A 26,502-nucleotide genomic window follows, 5' to 3' on the forward strand; every position below is an offset into this window, starting at 1 on the left:
GGTACTTGACTGCTGTGAGATCCCGATTACTGCTTGTACGGACGTGTAGTGGGCGGGTGGTTCTCCGGGTTCGGTGTGAAACAAACGAAGCCGCCGCGCTGAACTCATCCTCTGTATCTCGCACGCTATCCTGATATAATTCGAGTTGTTCGGTCTACTCTGCTGAACACAAAGCGCGTAGTCAGCAGATTGAGCGCGCACAAAGCGGATTGACGGAGTCCTTCGTCCCCTCCACATTGTTCCATGGAAGAGTTTTACAATCAGTGCACCATCGTTCGAGTCATGGCGACTGAGGCGACCTATATCGTTCCATCCGATCAGTTCCCCCTCGGCACCGTCTTCGCACAACTCCCGGACGTGACGGTCGAACTGGAGCGACTGATCCCGTCACAGGACGTGGTGATCCCCTACTTCTGGGTTCGAGGAACGGAAGTTGAGGACATCGAGGCCGCGTTTGATGCCCACCCGGGCGTGAGGGACATCCAGCTCGTCGATTCCGTCGATGGCGAGTATCTCCTGCGGGTTGAGTGGTCGATCGAGTACGACGACGTGCTGAGCGTGCTGACTGAGACCGGCGTTCCGCTCATCAAAGCGACCGGCACGAGCCGTCGGTGGACGTTCGACATTCGCGGAGACACTCGAAGCGATCTTGCAACCTTTCAATCTCGCTGTCGAGAGTTAGACATCCCGGTCACGCTGACAGAACTACACGCATTGACACCGGTTGAGACCGAAACCGAGGCAGCACTCACTGACAAGCAACAAGACACACTGGTACTCGCCCACGAGCGTGGGTACTTCGAATCCCCGCGCGAAGTGACGATGGAAGAACTCGGCGACGAACTCGGCATCTCTCAGCAGGCCATCGCATCTCGGCTCCGCCGGGGGATAAAGCACATCCTCGAGAGTACCCTCCCCAAAACAGCGGAGTCGGATCAATAGCTTGCTTAAATACCCATTGGATACCCAAAAGAAGCGCTGACAGTATTACTCGCTGAAGGGATAGTTATGCCTAATGGAAAGAGCAAACGGACAGCCGTTACATGTCTCAATTGCGGAGCTGCCTATGCAGCGGAGCAATGGCCTGACGGCACGGCACAACCGATCGGGGCGAGAAACGGATGCCAATGCGGGTCAACCGAATTTCAGGCCGTCGAAAAGACGAGTAATACGGGTTTCCGTAACGACTGAGTTGACAAACGAGTGGGCTACTGAGCAGACCGAGGAAATACGCCACACTATCGTGGTGAACTTATTCTCTGTATCTTGCACGGCTCTCTTGACAGCGATTCGGTAGCTCGCTACACCTCTGCAAGATACAAAGCGCGTATTCATCAGACCAGTATCTACAACGAGTGAGTTCGGCAAAGGGCGAGAACTGGACTTTCTCGATTGACCTCAGCAGCAGCCTTCTCGCTCGCAATCTCTATCGGGGTATTGGTTTTGTGAGAAATGGCAATGATGGGCTTACCGTGGATATCTGAATTCTGACCAGGCTTGCCAGCCTGCTATTACATCTGACGGGGGTATCACAGGAACACGAACACCGGGTAGGAGGCGGCAACTGCCAGCGAGGGGGTCAAAACCCACATCGTAGCGATACGTTTTGCCGCCGCTGGATTAAAGAGACTTTTCTCGTCGAGATCAGCTGGTCCCTCTGCACTAATATTCGGTACATCTGGGATCTCCTCCGGCCTCTCTGGCGGTTCTTCGTGTCTGGCAATATCTCCAATAGTCGGACCAACGGGTACGTCTTCGGCGCGTGAGGTAACTAACGCACCTGTCGCCATCTCAAAATCCGAACGCTCGGGCGTCGGCGTCACTAACTTTGGAAGTGTCGCTGCCCGACTTGCCCGGCCCCACCCGAGCCCAATGATGGTCGCTGTTGTACTGACAGCGAGACTTGCAGGGATCCCAAAATAAGAGAGGATTGTGATGACTGTCCCACCGACTGTGGAGACAATCAGCGAAGCGAGAATCGGTAGCTCTGTGATTTCATCTCCAACTGTCTCCAGCGTACGACGAGCGATAGTGAAACTACCCAAACCGAAGGCAAACACCGCGAGCAAAACCCCCTGATTGACGGTAAGTGATCCCCCTTCGCCAACGAGGGGAGCCACAGCGTTCGCGGCGTTCGACGCCCCTGCCGAGAATGCCATATAGCAGGCAATGACGACTACCAAGAGTGATCCGACGATGTCTTGCGGAGATGCGTTCGGATTGACATACGGGCGTGGAATCACCTTCGAGCGGTCAAGCTGAACGAGCTGGAGGGTGAACGTCGTAAACGCGACGTAGCGGTCAAGATACGGGTAGATGTAGCGCCCAACTCCGATCCCGATACCAAAGCACAAGAGCGGGGCGACGATCCACGCCGAAATAATAACGAACATAAGCGCCTGATTGAGCGTACCCGACGCGAGTCCCAGTCCGACGATGGCTCCAACGGCTGTCATTGAGGTCGACGCTGGAACGCCGTAGAGATTCGAGATAAGTAGTGACGCACCGGTGAAAAACAGGACGACCACGCTTGCAACAGGCGTGAACTGGGTTGCTGGGACGATACTGCTGCTCATTGTGGCAATGACGTTTCGACCAACGGTCCACGCACCAAGGAAGCCGAACACGAGGAACAGGGCCGCCGCGGTCGTCTTCCGAACGAGGCGTGAACCGACCGCCGGACCGAACGCTACGCCCGTCGACGACCCACCGATATTGAACCCGACAAATACGGCGACAACAACACCGACGATAGTCAGCAGTGAGACCATCTTCCCGTGTGTGATAATGTCACTCGCCTCCCCGAATATAATTTCCGGATTGAGTTTCCTTGGAAAGCCCCGCAGATATTGATTGTTATGGCCTTGTTGAAACCCTCAAGCAGTGATAGGCTTCAGCGGCCGTATTGAATACTTAGCGCGAATGTCGCACGAAGTGGGAGCCAATCTGGATGGGGGTGATCGATCAGTACAGAGAACGGATTTATCGGTCTGTTTCTTTCCAATCGCCCGGGTCCCCTTCACGGAATTCACCCTTGGCATGGCGCTCGTGGGGCCAGAAGGTGACACCCAGCAGTACGACGTAGAACACACCCACAACGACAACCACAGCAATCCCGGGGATACGGGCGATTCCAGCGGTTGTCAGCCAGTCCTGGCGCGGCGCGAACGCTGTAATCCTGAAGACCCACGCGACCAATAGGACACTGAGCAGAGCAAGGTACACACGCCGGAGTCGGTTTGCGAGTGCTTCGTAGAACGAGACTTTCAGCGTCGGCCGGCGATAGTCCCTGCTCAGTTCCGCTCGCCAGTCGTGGCTTTCAGTACCCTGGGACGGATCGAGGGCGTTTGCGAACAGGTTCTCCTGAATGACTCGAGTGCGAGAGCGAAAGACATCGTAGTCCCGGTACCGCCGTGCTTCGATGCCCAGAAAGACGGTGACGACAACGATACCGATCAGCACGATATAGTGTGGGTTATCGGTACTCGAAAACGCCCACGTCAAGATTGCTGCCATCAGCGTTACCGCCCACGTCGTCGTCTCGTCGAGGCGCTGGCGCCACGTCCCCACTCGGTCGATCTCTCCGCGGTAGGCGTGGGCCATCACCGAACCGAGTCCCGTGCTGTCGTCAACCATTTTGCGGCCGACCTCCCGTTGGTCTGGTGCTGTTGGGTCGAACTCGTCTCTACTCGAATCGGTCATAGAGGAGAGACATCTCCTCGTTCCATAAGCAGCTATGGTGATGGCGTAATCTGAGTGCCATGTACTGAGTCGGTTACGTCGTTTCTGACAAGAACCGGGTAGTTCATGTAGTGTGTGCTGAACTCAGAGCGCGAATGTCACACGAAATTTGGCCTGATTTGTGAAGGTGGTGATCACTCAGTACAGTTGATTGGCTAATCGTTATTCCACTAACCGTTGTGTACCATGCCGTGCTACTTTCCTCGTTGTGGTCCATATTCTGAGCCAGACAATGGCAATTGATCCGCCTACCTCCGAAACAGAGTTCGCACAAGTACTCGGCACCCCTACAAAGCGCATACCAGAACGGGGTAGAAGTCGCTGATGGCGGCTACGAACTAATCCATCATGATGACTCCCACGCCAAGTATAACCGAGTCTAACCCTACTCTGAGATGTGGATACTATGACATCGACTGAGTCGGTTCAGAGGCAATACGATTGGTCGGATATGGTTCCGAGTATGGCCGTCATCGATGCGCTTGCATCCTTAGAAGACGTACGGCCAGTTAATCTCTCAGATGAAGTGGACGGGACCCTATGTGATTTTGTTGATCCGGAAGCGCTTGATGCTCTCGTCACCGACAAGGGCACAACCTCGATTTCGTTCACGATCGCCGAGTATGAGGTGCACATCGACGGAGACAAGTTGCAAGTCTATTGCGAGTGAGAGGTCTACTGGTAATCCCAGCGGTCAGTTCGCAGTCACATGTATCGGTTGGTTTCGGCCTGAACGTGTGGAATAAACGAGAGGACCGTGCTGAACTCATCCTCTAAGTCTTGCACGCCGATTTCAACATATCTGTAATCTGCAACACTGGAAAGCATGAGAATATACGCTAATCCTATCAGTAGCACCAACTGGAATCTCCAAATCCAATTTAAAGAGTAGAGGTTACTATTGGATTCGTTGACGTGGATCCTTGAGAAGGTGGATTTCGAGTAGGGTGTTGCACCCTTTGTATGTATGCGCTGGCTGGGATTTGAACCCAGGTTGTGACCATGGCAAGGTCACGTGATACCACTACACTACCAGCGCCCTGTTGCACTCTCACCTATACCGGCAAGGGTGTATAAGGGTTGCGAATCGGGAGGGGTGTGGGCTACGACTGCACGCCTCACACCGCGGGCCCGGCCGGCGGTTTATCGACTCGATAAATGCCTCGAGACCGGGAACTCGGTGACGACTTACTCGATCTCGAGCGACCAGTCGCCGTCGGCCTCGACGTCGATCCAGCAGACGTTGGCGGCGGCGTACGACCGGGATCCTTCGAACTCCCCGCTCTGGTTGACCAGCTGTTCCCAGCTACCGTCGGCTCCCCAGCCGTCCACGATGAACGTCCCATCCCCGCTGTGAGTGACCTCGAGGCTGAGGTCGTCTTCGGTCCACAGCGGGCCAACGAACGACGGCCCCGACCCGGACGCCGAGGTTGGGACGTCCGTCAGGCCATCGGCGTGAACTTCGGGCTGGTCGAGACCGATCTCCCACTCGCCGTCGGCTTCGACGTCGAGTTCGTAAGAGCCCTCGCCGACGATCATCATCGACTCGCCGTCCGCGCCGTCGGCGGTCTGTACCAGCAGGTCGTCAGCGAGGTCGTCGTCGCTCGACTGGAGCGTGGCGACGAACTCGCCGTCGGCCGAGAAGTCTCCAACGAGGATTCCCTCGGAGAGGTCGAACGAGTCCGACGTCGTCGAGCCGTCGCCGTCGAACGAGAGCGAACGGCCGTTCTCGAAGATCGTTCCCTCCGGTCGTTCGGCGGTTTCGTCCTCTTCGCCATCGTCGCCGTCGCCACCGCCACCGAGGTTATCGTCGACCACGTCCGACAGCGTCACGACGTCGAGACCGCGCTGTTCGATGTGGTCGAGCAGGTGCTCGAGGTCGTCGATGGACATGCTGTTCGACGTCGACTCGCCCTCGACGATCCGCGGAATGCGAAGGATGGAGAGCTGGTTCCACTGGTCGACGTTGTTGATGTGACGGCGGACGCCCTCGTGAAGGGCCGGCCCCCAGATCTGAGGGAGAGTGTGAATGGAGGTCGGATTGCCGCTGGTCGGTCCGCCGCCGAACAGCAGCCCCGAGTCGTAGTGCTCGCGGAGTGCCTCGTGGGTCTCCTGGGTCATCTGATCGTCCGGGACGACGAAGTGCCGGGCGCCCTTTTCGAAGCCACGCTCTTCGAGCGCGGTTCGAGTGGCTTCGAGGACGCGCTCCTGGCGCTCGATGGGCATCTCCGGTAGCGCACCCTGACTCACGGGATAGGCACAGACGTCCCAGCCCTGATCCTGCAGTTCCTCGAGTTGCTCGAGCGACATCTGGCTGCGCCCGCCGATCTGTTCGGGATCGACGGCGACCGCTGCAGACCAGCCGCGCTCCTCGAGCATCGGCGCGGCGATTTCGTACTGGGTACGGTGGCCGCCGTAAAACGCCAGGAGTGCCTTGCCGTTGTCGACGCCCTGCGTCCTCCGGAGGTCGTCGACCACGAGTCGCGTGGGTCCGTCCTCGGGGCCGTACCCGATGATGTTTATCCGGCTGACGTTCGGAAGGTCGGGTTCGCCGTACTTCTGGCCGTATCCGAAGTCGATGCGGAGCCAGCCTTCGTACCCGCCAGGGACCACGCGGATGCTCTTCAGTCGGTTTCCACGGCTGCCGCTGGTTTCGACCTCGAGGGCGACCCGGTTAGCCGACTCCACCTTGACCGCCAGCGAGACGTCGTATCCGTCGAGGTCGAGCCGATCAGGGAAAGCCGTCGTGGCGATGACCTGACTCGAGTCACTCTCGAGGACCGCCGCCTGCGATCCGGTTCTGGCTTCGTCGGGTGCGGCCTCGATCGTCCCCTCGGTCGTCCGCCAGTGCTCGAGGTTCTCGAAGGTGTCGATGGGTTCGCCGGTGTCGGTCGCGGGCCACGCGATGTTACCACCGTCGTCGTCGCCGTTCCCGGTTCGATCGCTGTCGCCGTTTCCGTTGCCGTTTCCGTTGCCCGACGTTCCGTTGCCGTTTCCGTCCCTCGGGTCGCCGCCGGGAATCATGTCCAGACAGCCAGCGAGCGATGCCGAGCCTGCGCCCAGTGCAGCCAACAGTTTGCGTCGAGATGACGGTTGCATTGGGCCACCGTCTGGGGCCGGGTGACTTCTTAATGGAGGATATAATGAAAAAAAGCCAACCGTTTCACGGATACGGACCAACCTTTCTCTCTCGCTAAGCGCGCCGAACCCGGTAGCGATTGCCGCGTTCTTGGGACCATTTTGTGTTCCCGAGTGTCACGAATTTGGCCCTGCGAACCCCTCACAGCCGGGAATCGAATCCGCTACCCTTTTAAGACACTGTCCGTAACACATCGCTACAGTCTAGTGACGAGGCGCCGAAGTCGCGGTATGACCGTCAGCGTGCTCGTGCCGTCGTCACTCAGCCGGGAAGCCGAGGACAAACGCGAGGCCACTCGCAAACTCGGATACGTCGCCCGTGCGGCGACCATCTTCCGGGCCGATCGCCTGATCGTCTACCCCGATCCAGGGGGCGACGACGGGCGATTTGGCGACGGGTTCGTCGAAACCGTCTTGCGGTACGCCGCGACGCCCCCGTACCTCCGAAAGGAGGCCTGGGGCAAGCGGGACGAACTGGAGGCCGTGGGCGTCTTACCGCCGCTCCGTGCCCCGTCACAGACCGGCTCCGAATCGAACGGTTCGGGGTCGACAAGACAAGGAATCGTGACCGAGGTCGGACCTGAAGGGCGCGTCCGGGTCAATTGCGGACTGCAACACCCGATCTCCCTCAACACGCCTCCCGGAATGGAGGTCGGTGAGGGAGAGCGCGTGACCGTCAGGATCTCTTCGCGACGACCGGTCCGGGCGAAACTCGTCGACGAACCCTCACCGGGGTTCGCCGTCGAGCGGACGGACCTCCCGGCAGCACTCGGCCGTGAGGACGCCGGCGTTCGCATCGCGGCCTCCCGATACGGTGAACCGCTCACCGTGGGACGCCTCGAGACGCTGGCCGGACGCGTCGAACGGGACGGGATGACCGTCGCCTTCGGCGCACCCGAGAGAGGGTTGCCGGACATCCTCGGTATCGACCAGGGAGCCGTCGAGGCCGCCTACGCCGATACCGAGGACGACGCAAACGTCGAACCCAGCGATCTGCGCACGGAAACGGGGTTCGACCTCTGGCTCAATACGGTTCCGAACCAGGGGAGCGCGGTCGTGCGAACGGAGGAGGCTCTGTTCGCCACCCTCGCACCCCTCTCACTGAGAGCGTGATAGAATGCCACAACCAAACGCACCACGCAAAGGCTCACTCGGGTTCGGCCCACGAAAGCGGGCGACCAGCGAGGTCCCACGCTTTTCCTCGTGGCCGGACGACGACGGACAGCCAACGCTCCAGGGCTTCGCGGGCTACAAGGCCGGCATGACCCACGTGGTTATGGTCGACGACACCGCTAACTCGCCGACCGAGGGAATGGAACAGACCGTTCCCGTGACCATCGTGGAGACGCCGCCGATGCGCGCCGTCGCCCTGCGTGCGTACGAGAACACACCGTATGGACAGCAACCGATTACCGAGGTCTGGACCACCGAGTTCGTCGACGAACTCGAGCGCGTCCTCGACGTCCCCGGCGACGAGTACGACGCCGAGGCCGCCGAAGACGAGTTCCGCGAGGAGCTCGAGGCCGGTCGGGTCGACGACGTTCGCGTCATCACCCACACCGTCCCCGGTTCGATCCCCTCGGTTCCCAAGAAGAAACCCGACGTCATGGAGACGCGCGTCGGCGGCGGCTCCGTCGAGGAGCGCGTCGACTTCGCGCTCGAGACGATCGCCGAGGGCGGCGAGCACGTCATGAACGACGTGTTCCGCGCCGGCGAGTACGTCGACGCCAGCGGCGTCACCAAGGGGAAAGGTACCCAGGGTCCCGTCAAGCGATGGGGCGTCCAGAAGCGCAAGGGCAAACACGCCCGGCAGGGATGGCGCCGCCGCATCGGGAACCTCGGTCCCTGGAACCCGAGCCGCGTCCGCTCGACGGTCCCCCAGCAGGGTCAGACCGGGTACCACCAGCGGACCGAGCTCAACAAGCGCCTCGTCGACATCGGCGACGGCGACGACGCGACGGTCGACGGCGGCTTCGTCAACTACGGCGAGGTCGACGGCCCGCACGCGTTGATCAAGGGCTCGCTCCCCGGGCCGAACAAGCGCCTCGTGCGCTTCCGCCCGGCGATTCGACCCGGAGACCAGCCGCGTCTCGATCCCGAGGTGCGCTACGTCTCCACCGCATCCAACCAGGGGTGAACTAGCAACACATGAACGCAACAGTACGAGACCTGGACGGCGCAGACGCGGGGGAGGTCGAGCTCCCGGCGGTCTTCGAGACGGAGTACCGCCCGGACCTGATCGCCCGCGCGGTCCGCGTCGCACAGGCAAACCGAAAACAGGCCTACGGTGCCGACGAGTTCGCCGGGATGCGTACCCCCGCCGAATCGTTCGGTAGCGGTCGCGGGATGGCCCACGTACCCCGGCAGAACGGACGCGCTCGCCGCGTTCCGCAGGCCGTAAAGGGACGACGGGCCCACCCGCCGAAGGCCGAGAAGGACCAGGGCGAATCGATCAACAAGAAAGAACGCAAACTCGCGACCCGAAGCGCCATCGCCGCGACGGCCGACGCCGACATCGTCGCCGAGCGCGGTCACGCCTTCGACGACGACGCCGACCTGCCGCTGGTCGTCAGCGACGACTTCGAGGAGCTCGTGAAGACGAAAGAGGTCGTCTCCTTCCTCGAGGCCGCCGGGGTCAACGCGGACATTCAGCGCGCCGACGACGGACGCAGCGTCCGCTCGGGGCAGGGCAAACTCCGCGGTCGAAAGCACAAAGAGCCCAAGTCGATCCTCTTCGTGACCTCGAGCGACACCGGTCCATCGCGCGCCGCCCGCAATCTCGCGGGTGCCGACGTGGCGACCGCTGCCGAGGTCAACGCCGAGGACCTCGCACCGGGCACCCAGGCCGGTCGACTGACCGTCTGGACCGAGAGCGCCCTCGAGGAGGTGGCTGACCGATGAGTTCGATCATCGAGTACCCGCTCGTCACCGAGAAGGCCATGAACGACATGGACTTCGAGAACAAGCTCCAGTTCCTCGTGCACGTCGACGCCTCGAAACCCGAGATCCGGGACGCCATCGAGGAGCGCTTCGACGTCGAGGTCGCGAACGTGAACACACAGATCACCATGGACGGCACGAAGAAGGCAACGGTGACGCTGGGCGAGGACGACGACGCCCAGGAAGTCGCCTCACGAATCGGGGTGTTCTGAGCATGGGACGACGAATCTTCGGTCAGCGTCGAGGGCGCGGATCGCCGACGTTCCGCGCGCCGTCGCACCGATACAAGGCAAATCTCGAGCACAAGACGCTCGAGGACACCGACGTGGTATCGGGCGAGGTCGTCAGCATCGAGCACGACCCGGCCCGCTCGGCACCGATCGCGGCCGTCGAGTTCGACGACGGTGAACAGCGCCTGATCCTCGTTCCCGAGGGCGTCGCCGTCGGCGAGGAGATCCAGGTCGGCGTCAGCGCCGAGATCAAGCCCGGGAACACGCTCCCGCTCGCGGAGATTCCCGAGGGGGTCCCGGTCTGTAACGTCGAGGCCAAGCCGGGCGACGGCGGCAAGTTCGCCCGCGCCTCCGGCGTCAACGCGGACCTCATCACCCACGACCGCAAGGCTGCGGTCGTCCAGCTGCCAAGTGGCGAAGTCAAGCGGCTCGATCCACAGTGTCGCGCCACCATCGGCGTCGTCGCCGGTGGCGGCCGCACGGAGAAGCCGTTCGTCAAGGCAGGCAAGAAGTACCACAAGATGCGCGCCCGCGGGATCAAGTGGCCGCGCGTCCGCGGGGTCGCCATGAACGCCGTCGACCACCCCTTCGGTGGCGGCGGTCGTCAGCACCCCGGTCGCCCCAAATCCGTCTCGAAGAACGCACCGCCGGGACGGAAAGTCGGTGACATCGCCTCCCGGCGAACCGGTCGAGGTGGAAACAAATGAGTTCGGAATACCGTACCGGCCGCGAGGGTGAGGAGTTCACCTACCGCGGTCACACGCTCGAGGAGCTCCAGGAGATGGAGCTCGAGGAAGTCGCTGACGTGCTTCCGGCACGCCAGCGACGGAGTATCGTGCGCGGGCTCTCGGTCGAGCAGGAGAAGCTGCTCGAGAAGGCCCGCGAGAAAGACGAACAGGAGACGGCCAACTCGCCGATCCGGACGCACCTGCGCAACATGCCGGTGCTTCCGGAGTTCGTCGGGCTGACCTTCGCCGTCTACACCGGACAGAGCTTCGAGCGCGTTCGGATCGAGCCCGAGATGATCGGCCACTACCTCGGTGAGTTCCAGCTCACCCGATCGTCCGTCACGCACGGACAGGCCGGTATCGGCGCGACCCGATCGTCGAAGTTCGTCCCACTGAAGTGATCATCGCATGGGAATCAACTACTCAGTCGACGCCGACCCGGACACCACCGCGAAAGCGATGCTCCGGGAGCGTCACATGAGCCACAAGCACAGCAAGGAGATCGCCCGCGAGATCAAGGGTCGAACGGTCGACGACGCCGTCGAATACCTCGAGGCGGTCGTCGAGGGCGAGCGCTCGGTTCCGTTCCGGTCGCACAACTCCGGCGTCGGCCACCGCTCGGACATCGACGGCTGGGACGCCGGTCGCTACCCCGAGAAGGCCAGCAAGGCGTTCCTCGAACTGCTCGAGAACGTGGCGGCCAACGCCGACCACCAGGGCTTCGACGGTGGGTCGATGGAGATCGCTCACTGTGCCGCCCACAAGGTCGGCGAGTCCGTCGGACGCAAACCGCGTGCGATGGGCCGGGCCTCCGCCTGGAACACCCCGCAGGTCGACGTCGAAATCGTCGTCGCGGACGCGGACGCAGAAGGTGACGACTAATGGCAGACGAACACGAATTCATCGAGAACGGCCTGCAGCGGTCCCAGATCGACGAGTTCTTCGAGGAAGAACTCGGCCGCGCGGGCTACGGTGGCATGGACGTCGCCAAGACGCCGATGGGAACTCAGATCGTCCTCAAGGCCGAGAAGCCGGGGATGGTCATCGGCAAGGGCGGCGAGAACATCCGGAAGGTCACGACGGCTCTCGAGGAGAAGTTCAACCTCGAGGACCCTCAGATCGACGTCCAGGAGGTCGACGAACCCGACCTCAACGCGCGGATCGTCGCGGACCGACTGGCCAACGCCTTAGAGCGTGGCTGGTACTTCCGGAAGGCCGGTCACACGACGATCGACCGGATCATGGACGCTGGCGCCCTCGGTGCCGAAATCGTCCTCGCCGGAAAGGTCACTGGCGCGCGCTCGCGCGTCGAGAAGTTCAACCGTGGCTACATCAAGCACAACGGCGAACCCGCCGAGGAGATCGTCGACACCGGCCAGGGCGTCGCGGTGATGAAGCTCGGTACGATCGGCGTGACGGTCAAGATCATCCCGCCGGGAGCCGAACTTCCCGACGACTTCCGCATCCACGACGACCTCGATCCCGAGGAAGTCGTCCCCGATGCCGTCGAGGCCAACGAGGCCGAGGGCGTCGAGGAGTTGCTCGAGGGTGAGCCCGAGGAAGATGAGGCCGAGGCCGACGAAGGCGAAACGGAAGCCGAAGGTGGCGAACCGGCACCCGCCGACGAGGCCGAGATCGACGAAGAGGTCGTCGAGGAGGTTCTCGAGGAAGAAGTCGTCGACGAAGAAGAGACCGACGCCGGGGAATCCGAGGCAGCGGTCGGTTCCGAAGACGCCGAGGACGTCGAGGAGGAACTCGACGAACTCGACGAGGAGATCGAGGCGGAAGCCGAGGACCTCGTCGCGGAGATGGAAGCCGAGGACGAGGGCGACGAAGCCGAAGCCGAAGACGACGAAGCAGACGAGGGAGGTGACGCCTGATGGCAATCCTCCACAACGAGGAGATCCGCGACATGACGCCCGCCGAACGGCAGTCCGAACTCGAGGACCTCGAGACGGAACTGCTGAACGCCAACGCTGTCCTCGCCGCCGGTGGAGCCCCGGAGAACCCGGGCGAAATCGGCGAGCTCAAGCGGACCATCGCGCGGGTCAAGACGATCCAGCGTGAAGAGGGCGACCTCGACGACACCGACGAGGAATAATCGATACACGATGGCACTGACACCCGAAACGCTCCCACGACACGAACTCAACGGCCTACCGGTCCGGGTCGTCGATAGCGACGACGCCGGCCGCGTGGGTATCGAGGGACGAGTTGTCCTCGAGACGACGAAGACCCTTTCTATAGAGATTCGCGAGAACGGGACGTCCCGGGTGCTCACCGTGCCGAAATCGGGCTCGGTATTCGAATTCGCGATCACAGATGAAGCCGCCGGAGACGAGAAGTCTCCGGGGACTGCGTCCAAACTGGCCGATACACAACCTGCCGATTCTCCGGCAGACTGCGCCGAGGGTGACAGCGTCGGCGATCGTGCCAGCGGGCACGCTGCTGGCGAGGACGTAGCCTACGTTACGGTCGATGGATCGCGACTGCTCTCACGACCCGCCCGACGCACCGAAACGAAAGGTGACTCACCATGGCAATAGGACTAGATGTTGAAACGCCTCCGGAACCCGAAAACCCGGAGGAGTACGACTACGAGAAGTGTCCGTTCTACGGCGACCTGCCGGTCCGAGGTCAGATCCTCGTCGGCACCGTCGTCTCGACGGACATGGACAAGACCGTAGTCGTCGAGCGAGAGTACGACGTGACGGTTCCGAAGTACGACCGTCAAATGAAACGTCGCTCGCGCATTCCGGCACACGTGCCGGGCGTGCTCGAGTCGCTCTCGGTCGGCGATACGGTCAAGATCGCAGAGACCCGACCACTGTCGAAGACGAAATCGCACGTGGTCGTCGAAGTAACCCAGGAAGCGACCGCCGTCGACGTCGCCGAACTGACGCTGGAAGAGGAACACGATCCTCAGCTGTCGGCCGAAGACTTGGCCGGCGGTTCCGGCGACGAGGACGAAGCCAACGAAGGTGATGCCTGATGGAGGCGATGAAAGCCGACGTCACGCAGGGCCTGAAGAAGGGCTCGCTCGTGACCTGCGCCGACAACTCTGGCGCACGCGAGTTGAAGATCATCAGCGTCGCGGGCTACCACGGCACCAAGAACCGCCAGCCGAAGGCGGGTCTCGGTGACAAAGTCACGGTCTCCGTGACGAAGGGGACGCCCGAGATGCGACGCCAGGTCCTCGAGGCCGTCGTCGTTCGCCAGCGGAAGTCGATCCGCCGGCCGGACGGGACGCGTCTGAAGTTCGAGGACAACGCCGCCGTCATCGTCGACGAGAACGAGGAGCCGCGAGGCACCGAGATCAAGGGGCCCATCGCCCGCGAGGTCGCGGAGCGCTTCGGCGCAATCGCCAGCACGGCGACGATGATCGTATAGGATAGACTATGAGTAAACAACCACGCAAACAACGAACCCAGACTGAGCAGGCGCCGCTTCACCAGAAGCACAAGCAGGTTCACGCCACGCTCTCCGACGATCTCCGCGAGGAGTACGACGTGCGTCGCACCCGCGTCAACGCGGGCGACCGCGTCGAGGTCATGCGCGGCGACTTCGCCGGCGACGAAGGCGAGGTCCTGCGCGTCGACCTCGACGAGGCCGTGATCCACGTCGAGGACGTGACGGTCGAGACGGCAGACGGCGAGGAAGTCGCCCGACCGCTCGACGCGTCGAACGTCCGAATCGTGGAGCTCGACCTATCGGACGAGCGCCGCGAGACGCGCCTGGAAGGTGATAGCGAATGAGCAACCATCAGAAACGACTCTCGGTACCGAAATCGTGGCCGGTCGAGCGCAAGACCGACGTCTTTACCGTCAAAGCGCGTGCTGGCCCCCACGGCGAAGCCGGCGTTCCGCTGGTCATCATCCTTCGGGACGTCCTCGGCTACGTCGACTCGAAGAAGGAGGCCCGCTACGCCCTCTCTCAGGACGCGATCCTGGTCAACGGCGAGCCGATCAACGACGAGAAGCGTCCCATCGGGATGTTCGACATCGTCGGCTTCCCCGGACGCGAGGAGTACTACCGCGTCTTCCCCGACGAGGGCGGCCGCCTCTCGCTGACCGAAATCGACGCCGATGCCGCAGACAGCCGTCTCGGTAAGGTCGTCGGCAAACAGCAGGTCAAAGGCGGCGAGACCCAGCTCTCGCTCCACGACGGCACGAACGTCGTCGTCGCGGACGAGTACAGCACGAACGACTCGGTCGTCGTCGACAACGAGGACAAGTCAGTCGTCGCGCACTTCCCCTACGAGGAGGGTGCGCTGGTCACCGCCGTCAGCGGCAACCACGGCGGGAAGATCGGCGAACTCGTCGACATCGACGTGACCCTCGGCAGCGGCTCGAACATCGTCACGGTCGAAACCGACGACGGCGAGTTCGAGACCGTCGAGGAGTACGTGTTCGTCATCGACGAGAACTTCGTCGGCGACGACTCGTCGGAGACGGCGAGCGGAGGTGACGACGAATGAGCGAAAGTGAAGCCGGTGAGGCCGACTTCCACGAGATGCGCGAACCCCGCGTCGAGAAAGTCGTCGTCCACATGGGCGTCGGCCGCGGCGGCCGCGACCTCGGACGCGCCGAGGACATCATCGAGGAGATCACCGGCCAACAGAGCGTCCGCACGCAGGCGAAGGCGACCGAACCCGAGTTCGGCATCCGCCAGGGCGACCCGATCGGCACGAAGGTCACCCTCCGCGGTGACGACGCCGAGGACTTCCTCGAGACGGCGCTGCCGCTCGCGGACCTCTCGGCGTCGCAGTTCGACCAGACCGGGAACTTCAGCTTCGGCGTCGCCGAACACACCGAGTTCCCGAGCCAGGAGTACGACCCGAACGTCGGGATTTACGGCCTGGACGTGACGGTCAACCTGGTCCGACCGGGCTATCGCGTCACGAAGCGAGCCAAAGCGACCCAGGCGATCCCGTCGCGACACCGGCTGACACCCGAGGACGCCATCGCGTACCTCGAGTCGAGTTACGACGTGGACGTGGAGGTGCCAGACGATGAGTGAGAGCGAAACCGAGACTGAGAACGAACAGACGGGCGAGCACGCCGCCAAGCGCACGGGGCAGGAAGCGGCCTGCCAGCGCTGTGGTCGCAAGCAGGGGCTGGTCGGCAAGTACGACATCAACCTGTGCCGGCAGTGCTTCCGCGAGATCGCCCGCGACATGGGATTCAAGAAGTACAAATGACCGGGAACGATCCACTCAGTAACGCGCTGTCGGGCATCGACAATGCCGAGAGCGTCGGACACCTGAGCCACGAGGTAGAACCCGCCTCCAACGTCATCGGCAGCGTCCTCGAGGTCTTCTACGACCGCGGGTACATCGACGGCTTCGAGTTCGTCGACGACGGCAAAGCCGGGACGTTCGAGGTCGAACTGAAAGGAGCGATCAACAAATGCGGCCCCGTCAAGCCCCGATATTCCGTCAAGGCCGACGAATTCGAGAAGTGGGAGAAGCGATTCCTCCCGGCTCGAGACTTCGGCGCGCTCGTCGTGACGACGAGTGAAGGAATCATGAGCCACTACGAGGCTCGAGAGCAGGGCATCGGTGGCCAGGTGATCGCGTACGTCTACTAACAATGCGAACCGAACTGGACATCCCAGACGACGTAACCGCCGAGGTCGATCACCTCGACGTGACGATCGAGGGCCCGGAAGGCAGCGTTACCCGCCGCCTCTGGTACCCGGACGTCACCGTCGACGTCGACGACGACCGCGTGGTCATCGAGAGCGAGACGGAGAACGCGAAAACGAACGCGACCGTCGGTACCTTCGAGAGCCACATCCGAAACGCCTTCCACGGCGTGACCGAGGGATGGGAGTACGAGATGGAAGTCTTCTACTCTCACTTCCCGATGCAGGTCCGCGTCGAAGGCGAGGAGGTCGTCATCGAGAACTTCCTCGGCGAGAAAGCACCGCGACGAACGACCATCCACGGCGACACCGAGGTGAACGTCGACGGCGAAGCGCTGACGCTCTCCGGCCCGAACAAGGAGCACGTCGGTCAGACCGCCGCCGACATCGAACAGCTGACCAAGGTGAAAGGCAAGGACACCCGCGTCTTCCAGGACGGGGTCTACATCACCCAGAAGCCACAGAAAGGAGGTGCCTGATAGATGGCTGACGACGACCAACCACAGGAACTCGAAGACATCAGCGGCGTCGGTGAGAGCAAGGCCGACGCACTCCGCGAGGCCGGGTTCGAGTCCATCGAGGACGTCAAAGAGGCCGACCAGGACGAACTGGCCGAGGCCGAGGGCATCGGTAACGCGCTCGCTGCGCGTATCAAAGCCGACGTCGGCGACCTCGAGGTCACGGAAGAGACCGAGGCCGAGATCGAAGACGAGGCCGCCGAGGAAGAAGAAGAGACCGAAGACGTCGAAACCGAACTGCAGCCCCGCGGGCTGACCGAGAAGACGCCCGACCTCGACGACGAGGAGGCGCGCTTGCTCGGACGGCGCCACGCCGAGGGCAAGCCGCAGTTCAAGCGACAGGACTACCACAAGAAAAAGCGCACGCCGGAATCCTGGCGTCGCCCCCGTGGTGGCCTCTCCAAGCAGCGTCGCGGTATCAAAGGCAAGGGCCCGAAGGTCCAGGCCGGCTACCGCACGCCCGAGGCTATTCGCGGCAAACACCCGAGTGGCTTCGAGGAAGTCTACGTCGAGAACACGGACGACCTCGAGGGTGTCGACGGCGACACCCAGGCCGTTCGTATCGCCAGCTCCGTCGGCGCTCGCAAGCGCGAGCGAATCGAGGAGCAGGCCGAGGACGCGGAAATCCGCGTTCTGAACCCGACCTACGTCGAAGTCGAGGTGGACGAATGACTGACCTGAGTTCACAGAAGCGACTCGCAGCGGACGTCCTCGACGTCGGGCAGAACCGTGTCTGGTTCGACCCCGAGGCCCAGGGCGACATCGCGTCGGCGATCACGCGTGAGGAGATTCGCGAACTGATCGACGACGGAACGATCCGGGCGAAAGACGCCCGCGGGAACTCCCGTGGTCGTGCCCGTAAACGCAACGAGAAGCGCTCCTACGGCCACAAGAAGGGGCCTGGCAAGCGCCGCGGCAAGAAGGGCGCCCGCCAGAACCAGAAAGAGGAGTGGACGAACAAGATTCGCGCACAGCGCCGGAAGCTTCGCGAACTCCGCGACCAGGGCGAAATCACGCCCACGCAGTACCGCCGGCTCTATCGGAAGGCAGCCGGCGGGGAGTTCCGCAGCGTCCGGTACCTGTTGAACTACATCGACAACGAATACGGTGACCAATAATGGCGACAGGACCACGATACAAGGTACCGATGCGGCGTCGCCGTGAGGTCCGGACAGACTACCATCAGAGGTTGCGCCTGCTGAAATCGGGGAAACCCCGCCTCGTTGCTCGCGTGAGCAACAAGCACGCCACGGCGCAGCTGATCACCCCCGGCCCTGACGGTGACGACACGCTCGCCAGTGCTCACTCGAGCGACCTCGAGGAGTACGGCTGGGACGCGCCGACGAGTAACCTCTCGGCTGCGTACCTGACCGGCCTGCTGGCCGGGAAGCGAGCGGTAGACGCCGGCGTCGACGAGGCCGTCCTCGATATCGGCCTCAACAAGGCGACGCCCGGAAACAAAGTGTTCGCGATCCAGGAGGGCGCGATCGACGCGGGGCTCGAGATTCCCCACAACGACAGCGTCCTCGCCGACTGGTCGCGTACTCGCGGTGAGCACATCGCCGAGTACGCCGAACAGCTCGACGAGCCGCTTTACAGCGGCGACTTCGACGCGACGGACCTTCCCGAACACTTCGACGACGTACGAGAGGCGATCTTAGAATGAGTGCAAACGACTACGACGACGGGTGGCAGCCCGTAACCCGACTCGGGAAGCTCGTTCAGGAGGGCGAAATCGACACGATGGAGGACGCCCTCAACTCTGGACTTCCCCTCAAAGAGCCCGAACTCGTCGACCAGCTCCTCCCCGGACTGGACGACGAGGTGCTGGACATCAACATGGTCCAGCGGATGACCGACTCCGGCCGCCGGGTGAAGTTCCGGTGTGTCGTCGCCGTCGGCAACCGCGACGGCTTCGTCGGCTACGCCGAGGGTCGCGAGGACCAGGTCGGCGCCGCCATCCAGAAGGCGATCGGTATCGCGAAGCTGAACCTCATCCAGGTGCCCCGCGGCTCCGGGTCGTGGGAGGACCGTTCGGACCGGCCTCACTCGCTGACCCGACGGACGACCGGCAAGGCCGGCTCCGTCGAGGTCGAACTCATCCCGGCCCCCGAGGGGCTGGGCCTGGCCGCGAGCGACACCGTGCGCGCGGTGCTCGAACTCGCCGGCATCGAAAACGCCTGGACGAAGAGCCACGGCAACACCCGAACGACGGTGAACCTGGCGAAAGCGACCTACAACGCACTCGAGAACGCCTCGCAGTCGCGCATCCCACGAGAGGTGGCCGAACGATGACGGCGAAAGCAATCGTCCAGATTCGCGGCGAGGTCAACCGCCAGCAGGCTGTCGACGACACGCTGTCGATGCTGAACCTGCACAAGGTCAACCACCTCACCATCGTCCCCGACTCCGACACCTACCGCGGGATGATCACCAAAGTCCACGACTTCGTGGCCTACGGCGAACCCGACGCCGAGGTGCTCGAGACGGTGCTCGCGAAGCGAGCGGAACCGCTTGAGGGCCGCCAGTGCGACGTCGACGAGGACTGGATCGCCGAGCACACCGAGTTCGACGACTTCGCCGCCCTCGCCGAGGCGCTCCTCGCAGAGGAGACGACGCTTCGCGAGCAGGGGCTGTCGCCGACGCTGCGACTGCACCCGCCACGCGGTGGCCACGAGGGCGTCAAACACCCAACCGGAAACGGCGGGCAACTCGGAAAGCATACAACCGAGGAGATTAACGCCCTGCTAACGGCGATGCGATAACCATGACGAGCAAGAAACGACGTCAGCGCGGCTCGCGAACCCACGGCGGCGGTACGCACAAGAACCGCCGCGGGGCCGGCCACCGAGGTGGCCGCGGCAAAGCCGGGCGTGACAAACACGAGTTCCACAACTACGAATCGAGAGAGAAACACGGCTTCAAGCGACCGCAGGGCGCCCAGCCCACCGTCGCCGAGATCGACGTCCAGAAACTCGACGAGGACGCGATCCTCTACGTCGCCGACGATCAGGCTGAAGAGACCGGCGACGGCTACGCCATCGACGCCCGCGACGTCGTCGAGGACGGCTACGAGGCCGACGTCGTCAAGGTCCTCGGCAGCGGCCAGGTCCGGAACGCACTCGAGATCACTGCGGACGGCTTCACCGAGACGGCCCGCGAGAAACTCGAGGACGCCGGTGGTGAAGCGATCGTCTCCGAGCGTGCACAGCAGGCTGCGGAGGCGGACGCTGACGACGCAGACGACGCTGACGAAGCCGACGAGGCGACCGAGGACTAACCATGGGATGGAAGGAAGCCGCCGAACCGGTCTTGACGCGGATGCCCACCGTCCGCCGCCCGGAGGGGCACGTCCCCTTCAAGCGAAAGCTGGGGTGGACGGCGGGAATCCTCGTGCTGTACTTCTTCCTGACGAACATCGCGGTTTTGGGGATCAGTACCCAGGGTGGTGAGGACCTGTTCGGCCAGTTCCGGGCGATCCTCGCCGGTGCACACGGCTCGCTCCTGCAGGTCGGTATCGGCCCGATCGTCACCGCCAGCATCGTGTTGCAGTTGCTCGGTGGGGCGAATCTGCTCGGGCTCGACACCGACGACCCGCGCGATCAGGTCCTCTACCAGGGCCTGCAGAAGCTGCTCGTCGTCGTGATGACGGCGCTGACGGCCCTGCCGATGGTGTTCGCCGGCAGCTTCCTTCCGGCAGCGAACGTCATCCAGCTCGGCGGCCTCACGCTCACCGGGGCGGAGGTGCAGACGCTGATGTTCATACAGATCTTCATCGGCGGGATCCTCATCCTCTACATGGACGAGGTCGTCAGCAAGTGGGGCGTCGGCAGCGGTGTCGGCCTGTTCATCATCGCCGGGGTCAGCCAGCGACTCGTCTCGGGATTCCTCTCGCTTTCCGACGAGGGATTCTTCTACAGCTGGTACCAGATCCTGTTCACCGACGAGATTGCGGTCAACTCCTGGCTCAGTAGCGAGGGCTTCAATACGCTGTTCATCGCCGACAACGGCGGACAACTGCTGGCGCTCGCGACGACGCTGTTGATCTTCGGGATCGTCGTCTACGCGGAATCCGTCCGCGTCGAGATTCCGCTGAGCCACGCCCGCGTAAAGGGTGCTCGCGGACGCTTCCCCGTGAAGCTCATCTACGCGAGCGTCCTGCCGATGATCCTCGTTCGCGCCGTGCAGGCGAACATCCAGTTCCTCGGCCAGATCATCCATAGTCAGTGGTCGATGCCCGGATGGCTCGGCGTCTACACCAACGGACAGCCGGTCGGCGGGTTCTTCTACTACTTCGCGCCGATCTACTCGCCGAACGACTGGATGTGGTGGACGGGACAGACCCCCGCACCGATCGACCCCTGGCAGATCATGGTGCGGATCGGCATCGACCTGACGTTCATGGTCGTTGGCGGTGCCATCTTCGCCATCTTCTGGGTCGAGACGACGGACATGGGGCCGAAGGCGACGGCTCGACAGATCCAGAACTCCGGGATGCAGATCCCTGGCTTCCGCCAGAACGCGGGCGTCGTCGAGAAGGTCATGGAGCGGTACATTCCGCAGGTGACCGTCATCGGCGGCGCGCTCGTCGGGTTGCTCGCCGTCTGGGCGAACATGCTCGGTACCATCGGTGCCGTCTCCGGAACCGGCCTGCTGCTCGCGGTCTCGATCACGTACAAACTGTACGAGGAGATCGCCGAGGAGCAGTTGATGGAGATGCATCCGATGATGCGCCAGATGTTCGGCGGCGAGTAGCCGCGCCTTTCACTTTTCCTGCCGTACTCATCGTTCTCGAGCGACGCATCTATCGGGGCCGCGGCGCCCGACGGGCTTTTTCGAGTCTCGAGCGAACCGTCCGAAGCACAACTGCAGGATATATATGGGCGAAGGGACAAGCCTCTGCTAAGAGCTGGTTCGATGTCAGAGATATACCTGATAAGCACACTCCTGATGGGATTAATCGTGCTCGGCGCGGCGGCGATCATCACCCGAATGGGTCAGCGGGCGACGCCGAGCGGGCAGGCGGGAACGCGCAGCGGGTACGCCGAGTGGTCACCGCGAACGGCTACCGAAGACAGCCGTCTCGTCGGCCTCGCGAAGACGCCCGCGGTCTGGGCGCTCGGCTTCGTCGGCACCGCCGTTGCCCTCCTGGCCGGCGCCGTGCTGGTCGTCAGTGAAGGTGAGTACGTCGACTCGGCGCTGGTCGAACCGATCGTCTTCGCCGTCGGCGGCGCCGCCCTGATCGGCTACGTCTTCTTCGGTGCGTACTTCGCCGCTCGAGATCGGTTCGGAAACACGGCCATGGGCGTTGCCTTCGCGACGCTCACCCTGGGCGTCCTGGGATTGCTCGCGGTTGCGGTCCTCCTCCTGATGGGATAGGCCTGACGTCTTTTCAGTACTTCAGTACGTTTTCTCGACTGGCCGGATTGATCGCTCGAGCGAGTGGGGACGCTTCTATCGTTCTCGAGTGTTATCCATGCCAGCGCAGTCTGCTGGGGGCACGTCCGTACGATGACTGCCTCGTGGATGTGGGTTCATCGGAGACGTCTGTACGTCGGTTGTGGACTCAGACGATCGCTCGAGTCCACGACCCGAGAGCGATACGTCTGTGACGTCGGCACCCGGTGTGGCTCGCCGTGACGACATCTCAGTCGGTGACTCGAGTGTCGTGACGTCACGACGTTCGCGAGACTGAGAGCGGGAGAAATGAGATACGAGAAAGAGCGGCACAGGCGAGAAAACGGAAGAGACCGTGCGAACCGCCGCGGCCTTCGACCGCTACTGGATCGAGAAGCCGGCGGCGACCGCCAGCAGGAAGACCATGAAGACGGCGCTGAGCATCACGTAGGTGATCGAGCGGGGTTCGTCTACGAGATGCTGAAACCAGCCAGCGATGAGCAGGGACTTGATGAGGGCGAGGAAGAGCGTCGCCCCCACGGCGAACTCGTAGGTGAAGGGGAGTTCGAAGAACACGAACTTTGCCGTCCCTAACGACAGCAACAGGACGTAGATGAGGGTGTAGGTTCGTACACTCGACATTGGTGAGACTTCGGAGAGACGCACACTTATACCTTCCTCATGCGGCTTCCACGGGTGACTGTTCGCGTTTGGGACCGGTCGCGTTTCGCGTGCTCAACTGGTTGTGTTGCACGGCCGAGAACGGTCGTGTTGCACGGTCGAAACTGACCGAACTGTACGATCGGCGAAGGTCGCTCTGCATGGTCGACACTGGCCGCCCAGTTTCGTCGACACGGGCCACTCGAGCCGACGATTGCAATATCGGCGACGAGCGTCCGGACTACGGGGCCCGGACCCGACTCGACAACGACACCATCATGCCCGTCCGGGCCCTCGAGTCGACCAATGACTGGGCGATCGGTCGCCGCTCGCCGAATGGGAATCGTCGCGGGGCTGGCCTTGCTCGCCGTCGCGGTCGCAACGGGCGTCGTCTCCGCGAGCAACATCGCCTCCGGATTGACCCAGAGCCGCGGCGACGTGAGCGTGCCGACGTGGCTCTACCTCGCGACCGGCGCGGGCGTCGTCGGCGTCTCCGCGCTGTTGACGATGCTGGTCACCGATCGGGAGTTCCTCGCACACGCCCACGATCAGCACGTGGGCCTCTCGAACCGGACGCTCGCTCGCGCCGCCTCGATCATCGGCGGGACGATCGGCGTGGGCGTCCTCCTCGGAATGGTCGTCGTGGGGATCGTCGGTCCGCAGGGAATCGGCCTGACCAGCGCTACAGTGCTCCTCTCGTTCGTCGTCGTTCGCGCCATCCTGACGACGGTGGCCTACACGGTGGGCGATCCGTGGCCCACCCTCAATCCCTGGCGACGGATCGCGAGCGCCCTCCCGACGCTCGACCGCACGTACCCGTCCTCGCTCGGCTCCTGGCCGGCCGTCGGCGCGCTCCTGGTGTTCGTCTGGCTCGAGGTCGTCGCCCCCGTCATCTCGAGTCCGCGGCTCCTGGCGGTGATCATCCTCGTCTACTCGGTGCTGACGGTGGCCGGCGCGGTCGCGTTCGGGTCGTCGACCTGGTTCGAGCGGGGCGACCCGCTGTCGGTCTGGTTTCGCCTCTACGGGTCGGTCGCTCCGATCCAGCGAACCGACGACGGCCTCTCGCTGCGCTGGCCGGGCGCCCGGTTGAGCGACGACGACGTGGTGACGGACCTCTCGGTAGTCGGGTTCGTGCTCGTGTTAGTCTGGGAACTCACGTTCAGCGGCTTCATCGTCACCCCACCGGGTGTCGCAGCGATCGAAGCGCTGGTTTGGATCGGTCTGCCACCACAGCTGGTCTACCTCCTGTTGCTGGTCGGAGGGTACGCACTCTGCTGGTGGGTCTACTGGGTCGCGGCTGGACTGACCCGCTCGAGAGCGGAGACGTACCTCTCCCGGCGATACCTCGCGATCAGGTACGCGCCGCCGCTGCTGGCGATCGCCGCCGGCTACCACTTCGCCCACTACATCGGCTTCTCCATCTCGCTGTGGCCGGCCCTGCTCGAGGCGCTGAGCGCACCCCTGAACCCGGGGGCGAACCCGACCCAGCTGGCGCTCACGTCCTGGTTCGGCTACGTCGAGATAGCTGGCATCCTGGTCGGGCACGTGCTCGCCGTGTGGATAGCCCACGCGGTCTCGATCGAGCTGTTCCCCGGGAAGCTTCAGGCGATTCGGAGCCAGTATCCGTTCATCGTCGTCATGATCGTCTTCACGATGATCAGCTTGTACCTGGTCTCGTTGCCCACGTTGAGCGCGCCGTTCGTTCCCGCTTAGGTGGGGACTCGAGGTTCGTAGCTGTTTTCGCCCTCGTCCTAACTCGAGCAACCCGACGCGCTTGCTATTGCTTCTACTCTCGTCTCACTCGAGCAGCCCCCTGTTCTGGAGAACCGGCAGACACTTTTTCGACCGCGCCCTACTCGGGAGTAGATGCACGCGGAGCCCGTCACCGAACCCGAATACGACGTGCCCGATGAGGGGCCGGCACTGACCTGTCCCTACTGTTCTCGCCCGCTCCAGACCGAGGAACTCCTCACGTACCACGTGGGTCTGGCTCACGACGACGTCTGCAGCGACGACGAGCACGAGGCGTTCGAGGAGGCCCGCGAGGACGAGGAGTTCGACCTGTTCACCTTCCACGCGAAGGCGGCCGTCTCGGTGTTTCTGGTCTACTTCATGTTCGTGTTCCTCTACGGGCTCGTCTGGTCGGGCTGACGCGATAGGCCTCGAGTTCGCCCCGCTCGAGCCCAGCTCCCGAGCCCATCCGCCAAAACCGGCGCGCGCCGCCCGCACCTATTTTGGGCTCTGCGTCGTGCAGCCGTCCATGGCGGACCACCACGGCTCGACCGATCGGACGGTGGCCATCACCGGCGCCTCCGGACAAGTCGGTCGACAGGCGATCGAGGCCCTGTCGGCGTACGACTGTCGACTCTTCAGCCACAGCGGACACGAGGACATCGACAGCGAGACGCTCGAGATTGCCGACCTCGACGCCTTCTCGAACGCGCTCGAGGGCGCGGACGTGCTGATCCACCTCGCCGCGAACCCCTCCCCCAGGGCCGAGTGGGACGACCTCGAGGGGCCGAATATCGATGGCGCGTACAACGCGTTCGAGGCCGCCCTCGAGAACGACCTCGAGCAAGTGATCTTCGCGAGTTCGAACCACGCCGTCAACGGCGAGAACGTCGTGGACCCGACGAGGGTCGAGACCACCGGAGGCGATCCACGCGTCGTCCGCCCCGACGACCCGCCCAGCCCCGACAGTTACTACGGCGTGACGAAGGTCTTCGGGGAGGCGATGGGGGAGTACTACGCCCGCAGACACGGCCTCGAGGTCGTGAACCTGCGGATCGGCTGGCTCCTCGACGAGGACGAGTTGCGCAAGACCTGCGACGAACGCGACGGCTCCGGCGAGCGCTACGCCCGCGCGATGTGGCTCAGCCCCGCCGACTGCCGGCGCCTGCTCGAGGCAACGGTTTCGGCCTCGCTCTCGACCCACGCGGTCACCGCCCACGGCGTCTCGAACAACGCCGATCGCTTCCTGTCGCTGGCTGAGACGATGCACGAACTCGAGTATCGGCCCCGCGACGACTCGAGCGTCGTGCTCGACGAGTAATCGCGCAGACGGTCGATACCGAAAATCGGTTAGATCGCTGGACCGAGACGGATCGAACCGTCGAACGGTTCGATCGTCGAAGGCGGCGTTACACTTGTGTCTCGTAGGACTCGAGCATCGTCAGCAGTTCCTGATCCAGGTCGTCGGTGGCGTTCCGAATCCGATTCGTTTCGGTGTCGCGGACGACCATCCCGCACGCTTCCAGTTTCGGGAGGTGGACGTGATGGAGCGCCGTTCGGACGCGTTGTCTGTGCTCGCTGTCTGCTCGATCCGTATTCCGTAGCGCTTCGGCAACCCGGTCCGCAAGCGCGTCCATCTCCATCGCCTCTTCGTCGGCGAGCTCTAACGTTCGAAGAATAACTCGACGCTGTTCGCTGGCAATTGCCAGGAGAACCTCGTCGGGAGGACTTGGTTCGCTGCTCACCGGTGAACTGGTTCTCGTCGCCTCTCCC

Annotated in this window: 36 protein-coding genes and 1 tRNA gene; 31 read left to right on the plus strand and 6 right to left on the minus strand. The window is 63.1% G+C overall.

What is annotated here, in order from left to right:
* Positions 1–282: 282 nt before the first annotated feature.
* A complete protein-coding gene (locus AC6I65_RS05755) occupies positions 283–942 on the plus strand; it encodes a helix-turn-helix domain-containing protein (protein WP_497903083.1) in 660 nt (219 codons plus the stop codon).
* Between the two features lie 587 nt (positions 943–1,529).
* On the opposite strand, the gene AC6I65_RS05760 is transcribed toward AC6I65_RS05755, so the two are convergent.
* Together AC6I65_RS05760 and AC6I65_RS05765 are read right to left on the minus strand one after the other, a co-directional pair.
* Positions 1,530–2,771, minus strand: a complete 1,242-nt coding sequence (locus AC6I65_RS05760; RefSeq protein ID WP_497903084.1) for an inorganic phosphate transporter — start codon at positions 2,769–2,771, stop codon at positions 1,530–1,532.
* 211 nt (positions 2,772–2,982) lie between these two features.
* Positions 2,983–3,702: a DUF2270 domain-containing protein gene (locus AC6I65_RS05765; protein ID WP_497903085.1), complete on the minus strand. Its 720-nt coding sequence runs from the start codon at positions 3,700–3,702 to the stop codon at positions 2,983–2,985.
* A 502-nt stretch (positions 3,703–4,204) separates the two neighbouring features.
* Between AC6I65_RS05765 and AC6I65_RS05770 the strand changes: the two genes are divergently transcribed.
* Positions 4,205–4,411, plus strand: a complete 207-nt coding sequence (locus tag AC6I65_RS05770) for a HalOD1 output domain-containing protein (RefSeq protein WP_497903086.1) — start codon at positions 4,205–4,207, stop codon at positions 4,409–4,411.
* 298 nt (positions 4,412–4,709) lie between these two features.
* Here the strand turns inward: AC6I65_RS05770 and AC6I65_RS05775 are convergent.
* Positions 4,710–4,780: transfer RNA gene (locus AC6I65_RS05775), tRNA-Gly, on the minus strand.
* A 149-nt stretch (positions 4,781–4,929) separates the two neighbouring features.
* Positions 4,930–6,840 carry a polysaccharide deacetylase family protein gene (locus AC6I65_RS05780; RefSeq protein WP_497903087.1) on the minus strand — a complete coding sequence of 637 codons (1,911 nt, stop codon included), beginning with the start codon at positions 6,838–6,840 and terminating at the stop codon, positions 4,930–4,932.
* A 270-nt stretch (positions 6,841–7,110) separates the two neighbouring features.
* Here AC6I65_RS05780 and AC6I65_RS05785 point away from each other — a divergent pair, with 270 nt between their 5' ends.
* The 26 genes from AC6I65_RS05785 (at position 7,111) to AC6I65_RS05910 (ending at position 22,320) form a co-directional block, all read left to right on the plus strand.
* Positions 7,111–7,992 carry a putative RNA uridine N3 methyltransferase gene (locus tag AC6I65_RS05785; protein WP_497903088.1) on the plus strand — a complete coding sequence of 294 codons (882 nt, stop codon included), beginning with the start codon at positions 7,111–7,113 and terminating at the stop codon, positions 7,990–7,992.
* A 4-nt stretch (positions 7,993–7,996) separates the two neighbouring features.
* Positions 7,997–9,016: a 50S ribosomal protein L3 gene (locus tag AC6I65_RS05790; protein ID WP_312912428.1), complete on the plus strand. Its 1,020-nt coding sequence runs from the start codon at positions 7,997–7,999 to the stop codon at positions 9,014–9,016.
* An 11-nt stretch (positions 9,017–9,027) separates the two neighbouring features.
* Complete coding sequence (gene rpl4p, locus AC6I65_RS05795; RefSeq protein WP_497903089.1) at positions 9,028–9,780, plus strand: 50S ribosomal protein L4; 753 nt, start codon at positions 9,028–9,030, stop codon at positions 9,778–9,780.
* On the plus strand, positions 9,777–10,031 hold the full coding sequence (locus AC6I65_RS05800) for a 50S ribosomal protein L23 (protein WP_312912430.1): 255 nt from the start codon (positions 9,777–9,779) through the stop codon (positions 10,029–10,031). Before rpl4p ends, AC6I65_RS05800 begins: the two co-directional genes overlap by 4 nt.
* 2 nt (positions 10,032–10,033) lie before the next feature.
* A complete protein-coding gene (locus AC6I65_RS05805; RefSeq protein WP_497903090.1) occupies positions 10,034–10,756 on the plus strand; it encodes a 50S ribosomal protein L2 in 723 nt (240 codons plus the stop codon).
* A complete protein-coding gene (locus AC6I65_RS05810; RefSeq protein ID WP_253433984.1) occupies positions 10,753–11,178 on the plus strand; it encodes a 30S ribosomal protein S19 in 426 nt (141 codons plus the stop codon). The genes AC6I65_RS05805 and AC6I65_RS05810 overlap by 4 nt, the downstream gene beginning before the upstream one ends.
* A 7-nt stretch (positions 11,179–11,185) precedes the next feature.
* Positions 11,186–11,659 carry a 50S ribosomal protein L22 gene (locus tag AC6I65_RS05815; RefSeq protein ID WP_312912433.1) on the plus strand — a complete coding sequence of 158 codons (474 nt, stop codon included), beginning with the start codon at positions 11,186–11,188 and terminating at the stop codon, positions 11,657–11,659.
* Positions 11,659–12,657, plus strand: a complete 999-nt coding sequence (locus tag AC6I65_RS05820) for a 30S ribosomal protein S3 (RefSeq protein ID WP_497903091.1) — start codon at positions 11,659–11,661, stop codon at positions 12,655–12,657. The genes AC6I65_RS05815 and AC6I65_RS05820 overlap by 1 nt, the downstream gene beginning before the upstream one ends.
* Positions 12,657–12,878 (plus strand): 50S ribosomal protein L29, encoded by a 222-nt coding sequence (gene rpmC / locus AC6I65_RS05825; RefSeq protein WP_497903092.1) that lies wholly within the window; start codon positions 12,657–12,659, stop codon positions 12,876–12,878. The genes AC6I65_RS05820 and rpmC overlap by 1 nt, the downstream gene beginning before the upstream one ends.
* Positions 12,879–12,888: 10 nt before the next feature.
* The gene (locus AC6I65_RS05830) at positions 12,889–13,323 is read left to right on the plus strand and encodes a ribonuclease P protein component 1 (protein WP_497903093.1); all 435 of its coding nucleotides are present in this window, start codon (positions 12,889–12,891) and stop codon (positions 13,321–13,323) included.
* A complete protein-coding gene (locus AC6I65_RS05835; protein WP_497903094.1) occupies positions 13,314–13,769 on the plus strand; it encodes a 30S ribosomal protein S17 in 456 nt (151 codons plus the stop codon). Before AC6I65_RS05830 ends, AC6I65_RS05835 begins: the two co-directional genes overlap by 10 nt.
* Positions 13,769–14,167 carry a 50S ribosomal protein L14 gene (locus tag AC6I65_RS05840; protein ID WP_253433997.1) on the plus strand — a complete coding sequence of 133 codons (399 nt, stop codon included), beginning with the start codon at positions 13,769–13,771 and terminating at the stop codon, positions 14,165–14,167. The genes AC6I65_RS05835 and AC6I65_RS05840 overlap by 1 nt, the downstream gene beginning before the upstream one ends.
* Before the next feature lie 8 nt (positions 14,168–14,175).
* Complete coding sequence (rplX, locus tag AC6I65_RS05845; RefSeq protein ID WP_497903095.1) at positions 14,176–14,532, plus strand: 50S ribosomal protein L24; 357 nt, start codon at positions 14,176–14,178, stop codon at positions 14,530–14,532.
* The gene (locus AC6I65_RS05850) at positions 14,529–15,254 is read left to right on the plus strand and encodes a 30S ribosomal protein S4e (RefSeq protein WP_497903096.1); all 726 of its coding nucleotides are present in this window, start codon (positions 14,529–14,531) and stop codon (positions 15,252–15,254) included. Before rplX ends, AC6I65_RS05850 begins: the two co-directional genes overlap by 4 nt.
* Positions 15,251–15,796, plus strand: coding sequence for a 50S ribosomal protein L5 (locus AC6I65_RS05855; protein ID WP_254160195.1), 546 nt, complete (start codon positions 15,251–15,253; stop codon positions 15,794–15,796). Before AC6I65_RS05850 ends, AC6I65_RS05855 begins: the two co-directional genes overlap by 4 nt.
* A complete protein-coding gene (locus tag AC6I65_RS05860) occupies positions 15,789–15,977 on the plus strand; it encodes a 30S ribosomal protein S14 (protein WP_253434008.1) in 189 nt (62 codons plus the stop codon). The genes AC6I65_RS05855 and AC6I65_RS05860 overlap by 8 nt, the downstream gene beginning before the upstream one ends.
* Positions 15,974–16,366, plus strand: a complete 393-nt coding sequence (locus AC6I65_RS05865; protein ID WP_254160199.1) for a 30S ribosomal protein S8 — start codon at positions 15,974–15,976, stop codon at positions 16,364–16,366. Before AC6I65_RS05860 ends, AC6I65_RS05865 begins: the two co-directional genes overlap by 4 nt.
* Before the next feature lie 2 nt (positions 16,367–16,368).
* Positions 16,369–16,902, plus strand: a complete 534-nt coding sequence (locus AC6I65_RS05870) for a 50S ribosomal protein L6 (RefSeq protein WP_254160201.1) — start codon at positions 16,369–16,371, stop codon at positions 16,900–16,902.
* Between the two features lie 3 nt (positions 16,903–16,905).
* A complete protein-coding gene (locus AC6I65_RS05875; RefSeq protein WP_497903097.1) occupies positions 16,906–17,613 on the plus strand; it encodes a 50S ribosomal protein L32e in 708 nt (235 codons plus the stop codon).
* Positions 17,610–18,059, plus strand: a complete 450-nt coding sequence (locus tag AC6I65_RS05880) for a 50S ribosomal protein L19e (protein WP_497903098.1) — start codon at positions 17,610–17,612, stop codon at positions 18,057–18,059. Before AC6I65_RS05875 ends, AC6I65_RS05880 begins: the two co-directional genes overlap by 4 nt.
* Positions 18,059–18,607 carry a 50S ribosomal protein L18 gene (locus AC6I65_RS05885; RefSeq protein ID WP_497903099.1) on the plus strand — a complete coding sequence of 183 codons (549 nt, stop codon included), beginning with the start codon at positions 18,059–18,061 and terminating at the stop codon, positions 18,605–18,607. Before AC6I65_RS05880 ends, AC6I65_RS05885 begins: the two co-directional genes overlap by 1 nt.
* The gene (locus AC6I65_RS05890; protein ID WP_497903100.1) at positions 18,604–19,236 is read left to right on the plus strand and encodes a 30S ribosomal protein S5; all 633 of its coding nucleotides are present in this window, start codon (positions 18,604–18,606) and stop codon (positions 19,234–19,236) included. Before AC6I65_RS05885 ends, AC6I65_RS05890 begins: the two co-directional genes overlap by 4 nt.
* On the plus strand, positions 19,233–19,706 hold the full coding sequence (locus tag AC6I65_RS05895) for a 50S ribosomal protein L30 (RefSeq protein WP_497903101.1): 474 nt from the start codon (positions 19,233–19,235) through the stop codon (positions 19,704–19,706). Before AC6I65_RS05890 ends, AC6I65_RS05895 begins: the two co-directional genes overlap by 4 nt.
* A 2-nt stretch (positions 19,707–19,708) precedes the next feature.
* Complete coding sequence (locus AC6I65_RS05900) at positions 19,709–20,221, plus strand: uL15m family ribosomal protein (protein WP_497903102.1); 513 nt, start codon at positions 19,709–19,711, stop codon at positions 20,219–20,221.
* 2 nt (positions 20,222–20,223) lie between these two features.
* Positions 20,224–21,696, plus strand: a complete 1,473-nt coding sequence (secY, locus tag AC6I65_RS05905; protein ID WP_497903103.1) for a preprotein translocase subunit SecY — start codon at positions 20,224–20,226, stop codon at positions 21,694–21,696.
* Positions 21,697–21,891: 195 nt separating this feature from the next.
* Complete coding sequence (locus tag AC6I65_RS05910) at positions 21,892–22,320, plus strand: hypothetical protein (RefSeq protein ID WP_497903104.1); 429 nt, start codon at positions 21,892–21,894, stop codon at positions 22,318–22,320.
* 399 nt (positions 22,321–22,719) lie between these two features.
* Here the strand turns inward: AC6I65_RS05910 and AC6I65_RS05915 are convergent, their stop codons facing one another.
* Entirely contained in the window at positions 22,720–22,980 is a 261-nt protein-coding gene (locus tag AC6I65_RS05915; RefSeq protein WP_497903105.1) for a cytochrome C oxidase subunit IV family protein, read from the minus strand.
* A gap of 324 nt (positions 22,981–23,304) precedes the next feature.
* Between AC6I65_RS05915 and AC6I65_RS05920 the strand changes: the two genes are divergently transcribed.
* From AC6I65_RS05920 to AC6I65_RS05930, 3 genes are all read left to right on the plus strand, one after another.
* Positions 23,305–24,711 carry a hypothetical protein gene (locus AC6I65_RS05920; protein ID WP_497903106.1) on the plus strand — a complete coding sequence of 469 codons (1,407 nt, stop codon included), beginning with the start codon at positions 23,305–23,307 and terminating at the stop codon, positions 24,709–24,711.
* Between the two features lie 153 nt (positions 24,712–24,864).
* Complete coding sequence (locus tag AC6I65_RS05925; RefSeq protein WP_497903107.1) at positions 24,865–25,149, plus strand: DUF7410 domain-containing protein; 285 nt, start codon at positions 24,865–24,867, stop codon at positions 25,147–25,149.
* 109 nt (positions 25,150–25,258) lie between these two features.
* Positions 25,259–26,050 (plus strand): NAD-dependent epimerase/dehydratase family protein, encoded by a 792-nt coding sequence (locus tag AC6I65_RS05930; protein ID WP_497903108.1) that lies wholly within the window; start codon positions 25,259–25,261, stop codon positions 26,048–26,050.
* Positions 26,051–26,138: 88 nt separating this feature from the next.
* On the opposite strand, the gene AC6I65_RS05935 is transcribed toward AC6I65_RS05930, so the two are convergent.
* Entirely contained in the window at positions 26,139–26,474 is a 336-nt protein-coding gene (locus AC6I65_RS05935) for a DUF7344 domain-containing protein (RefSeq protein WP_497903109.1), read from the minus strand.
* Between the last annotated feature and the right edge of the window lie 28 nt (positions 26,475–26,502).

It is taken from the genome of Natronosalvus sp. KLKA75 (genome assembly GCF_059736265.1).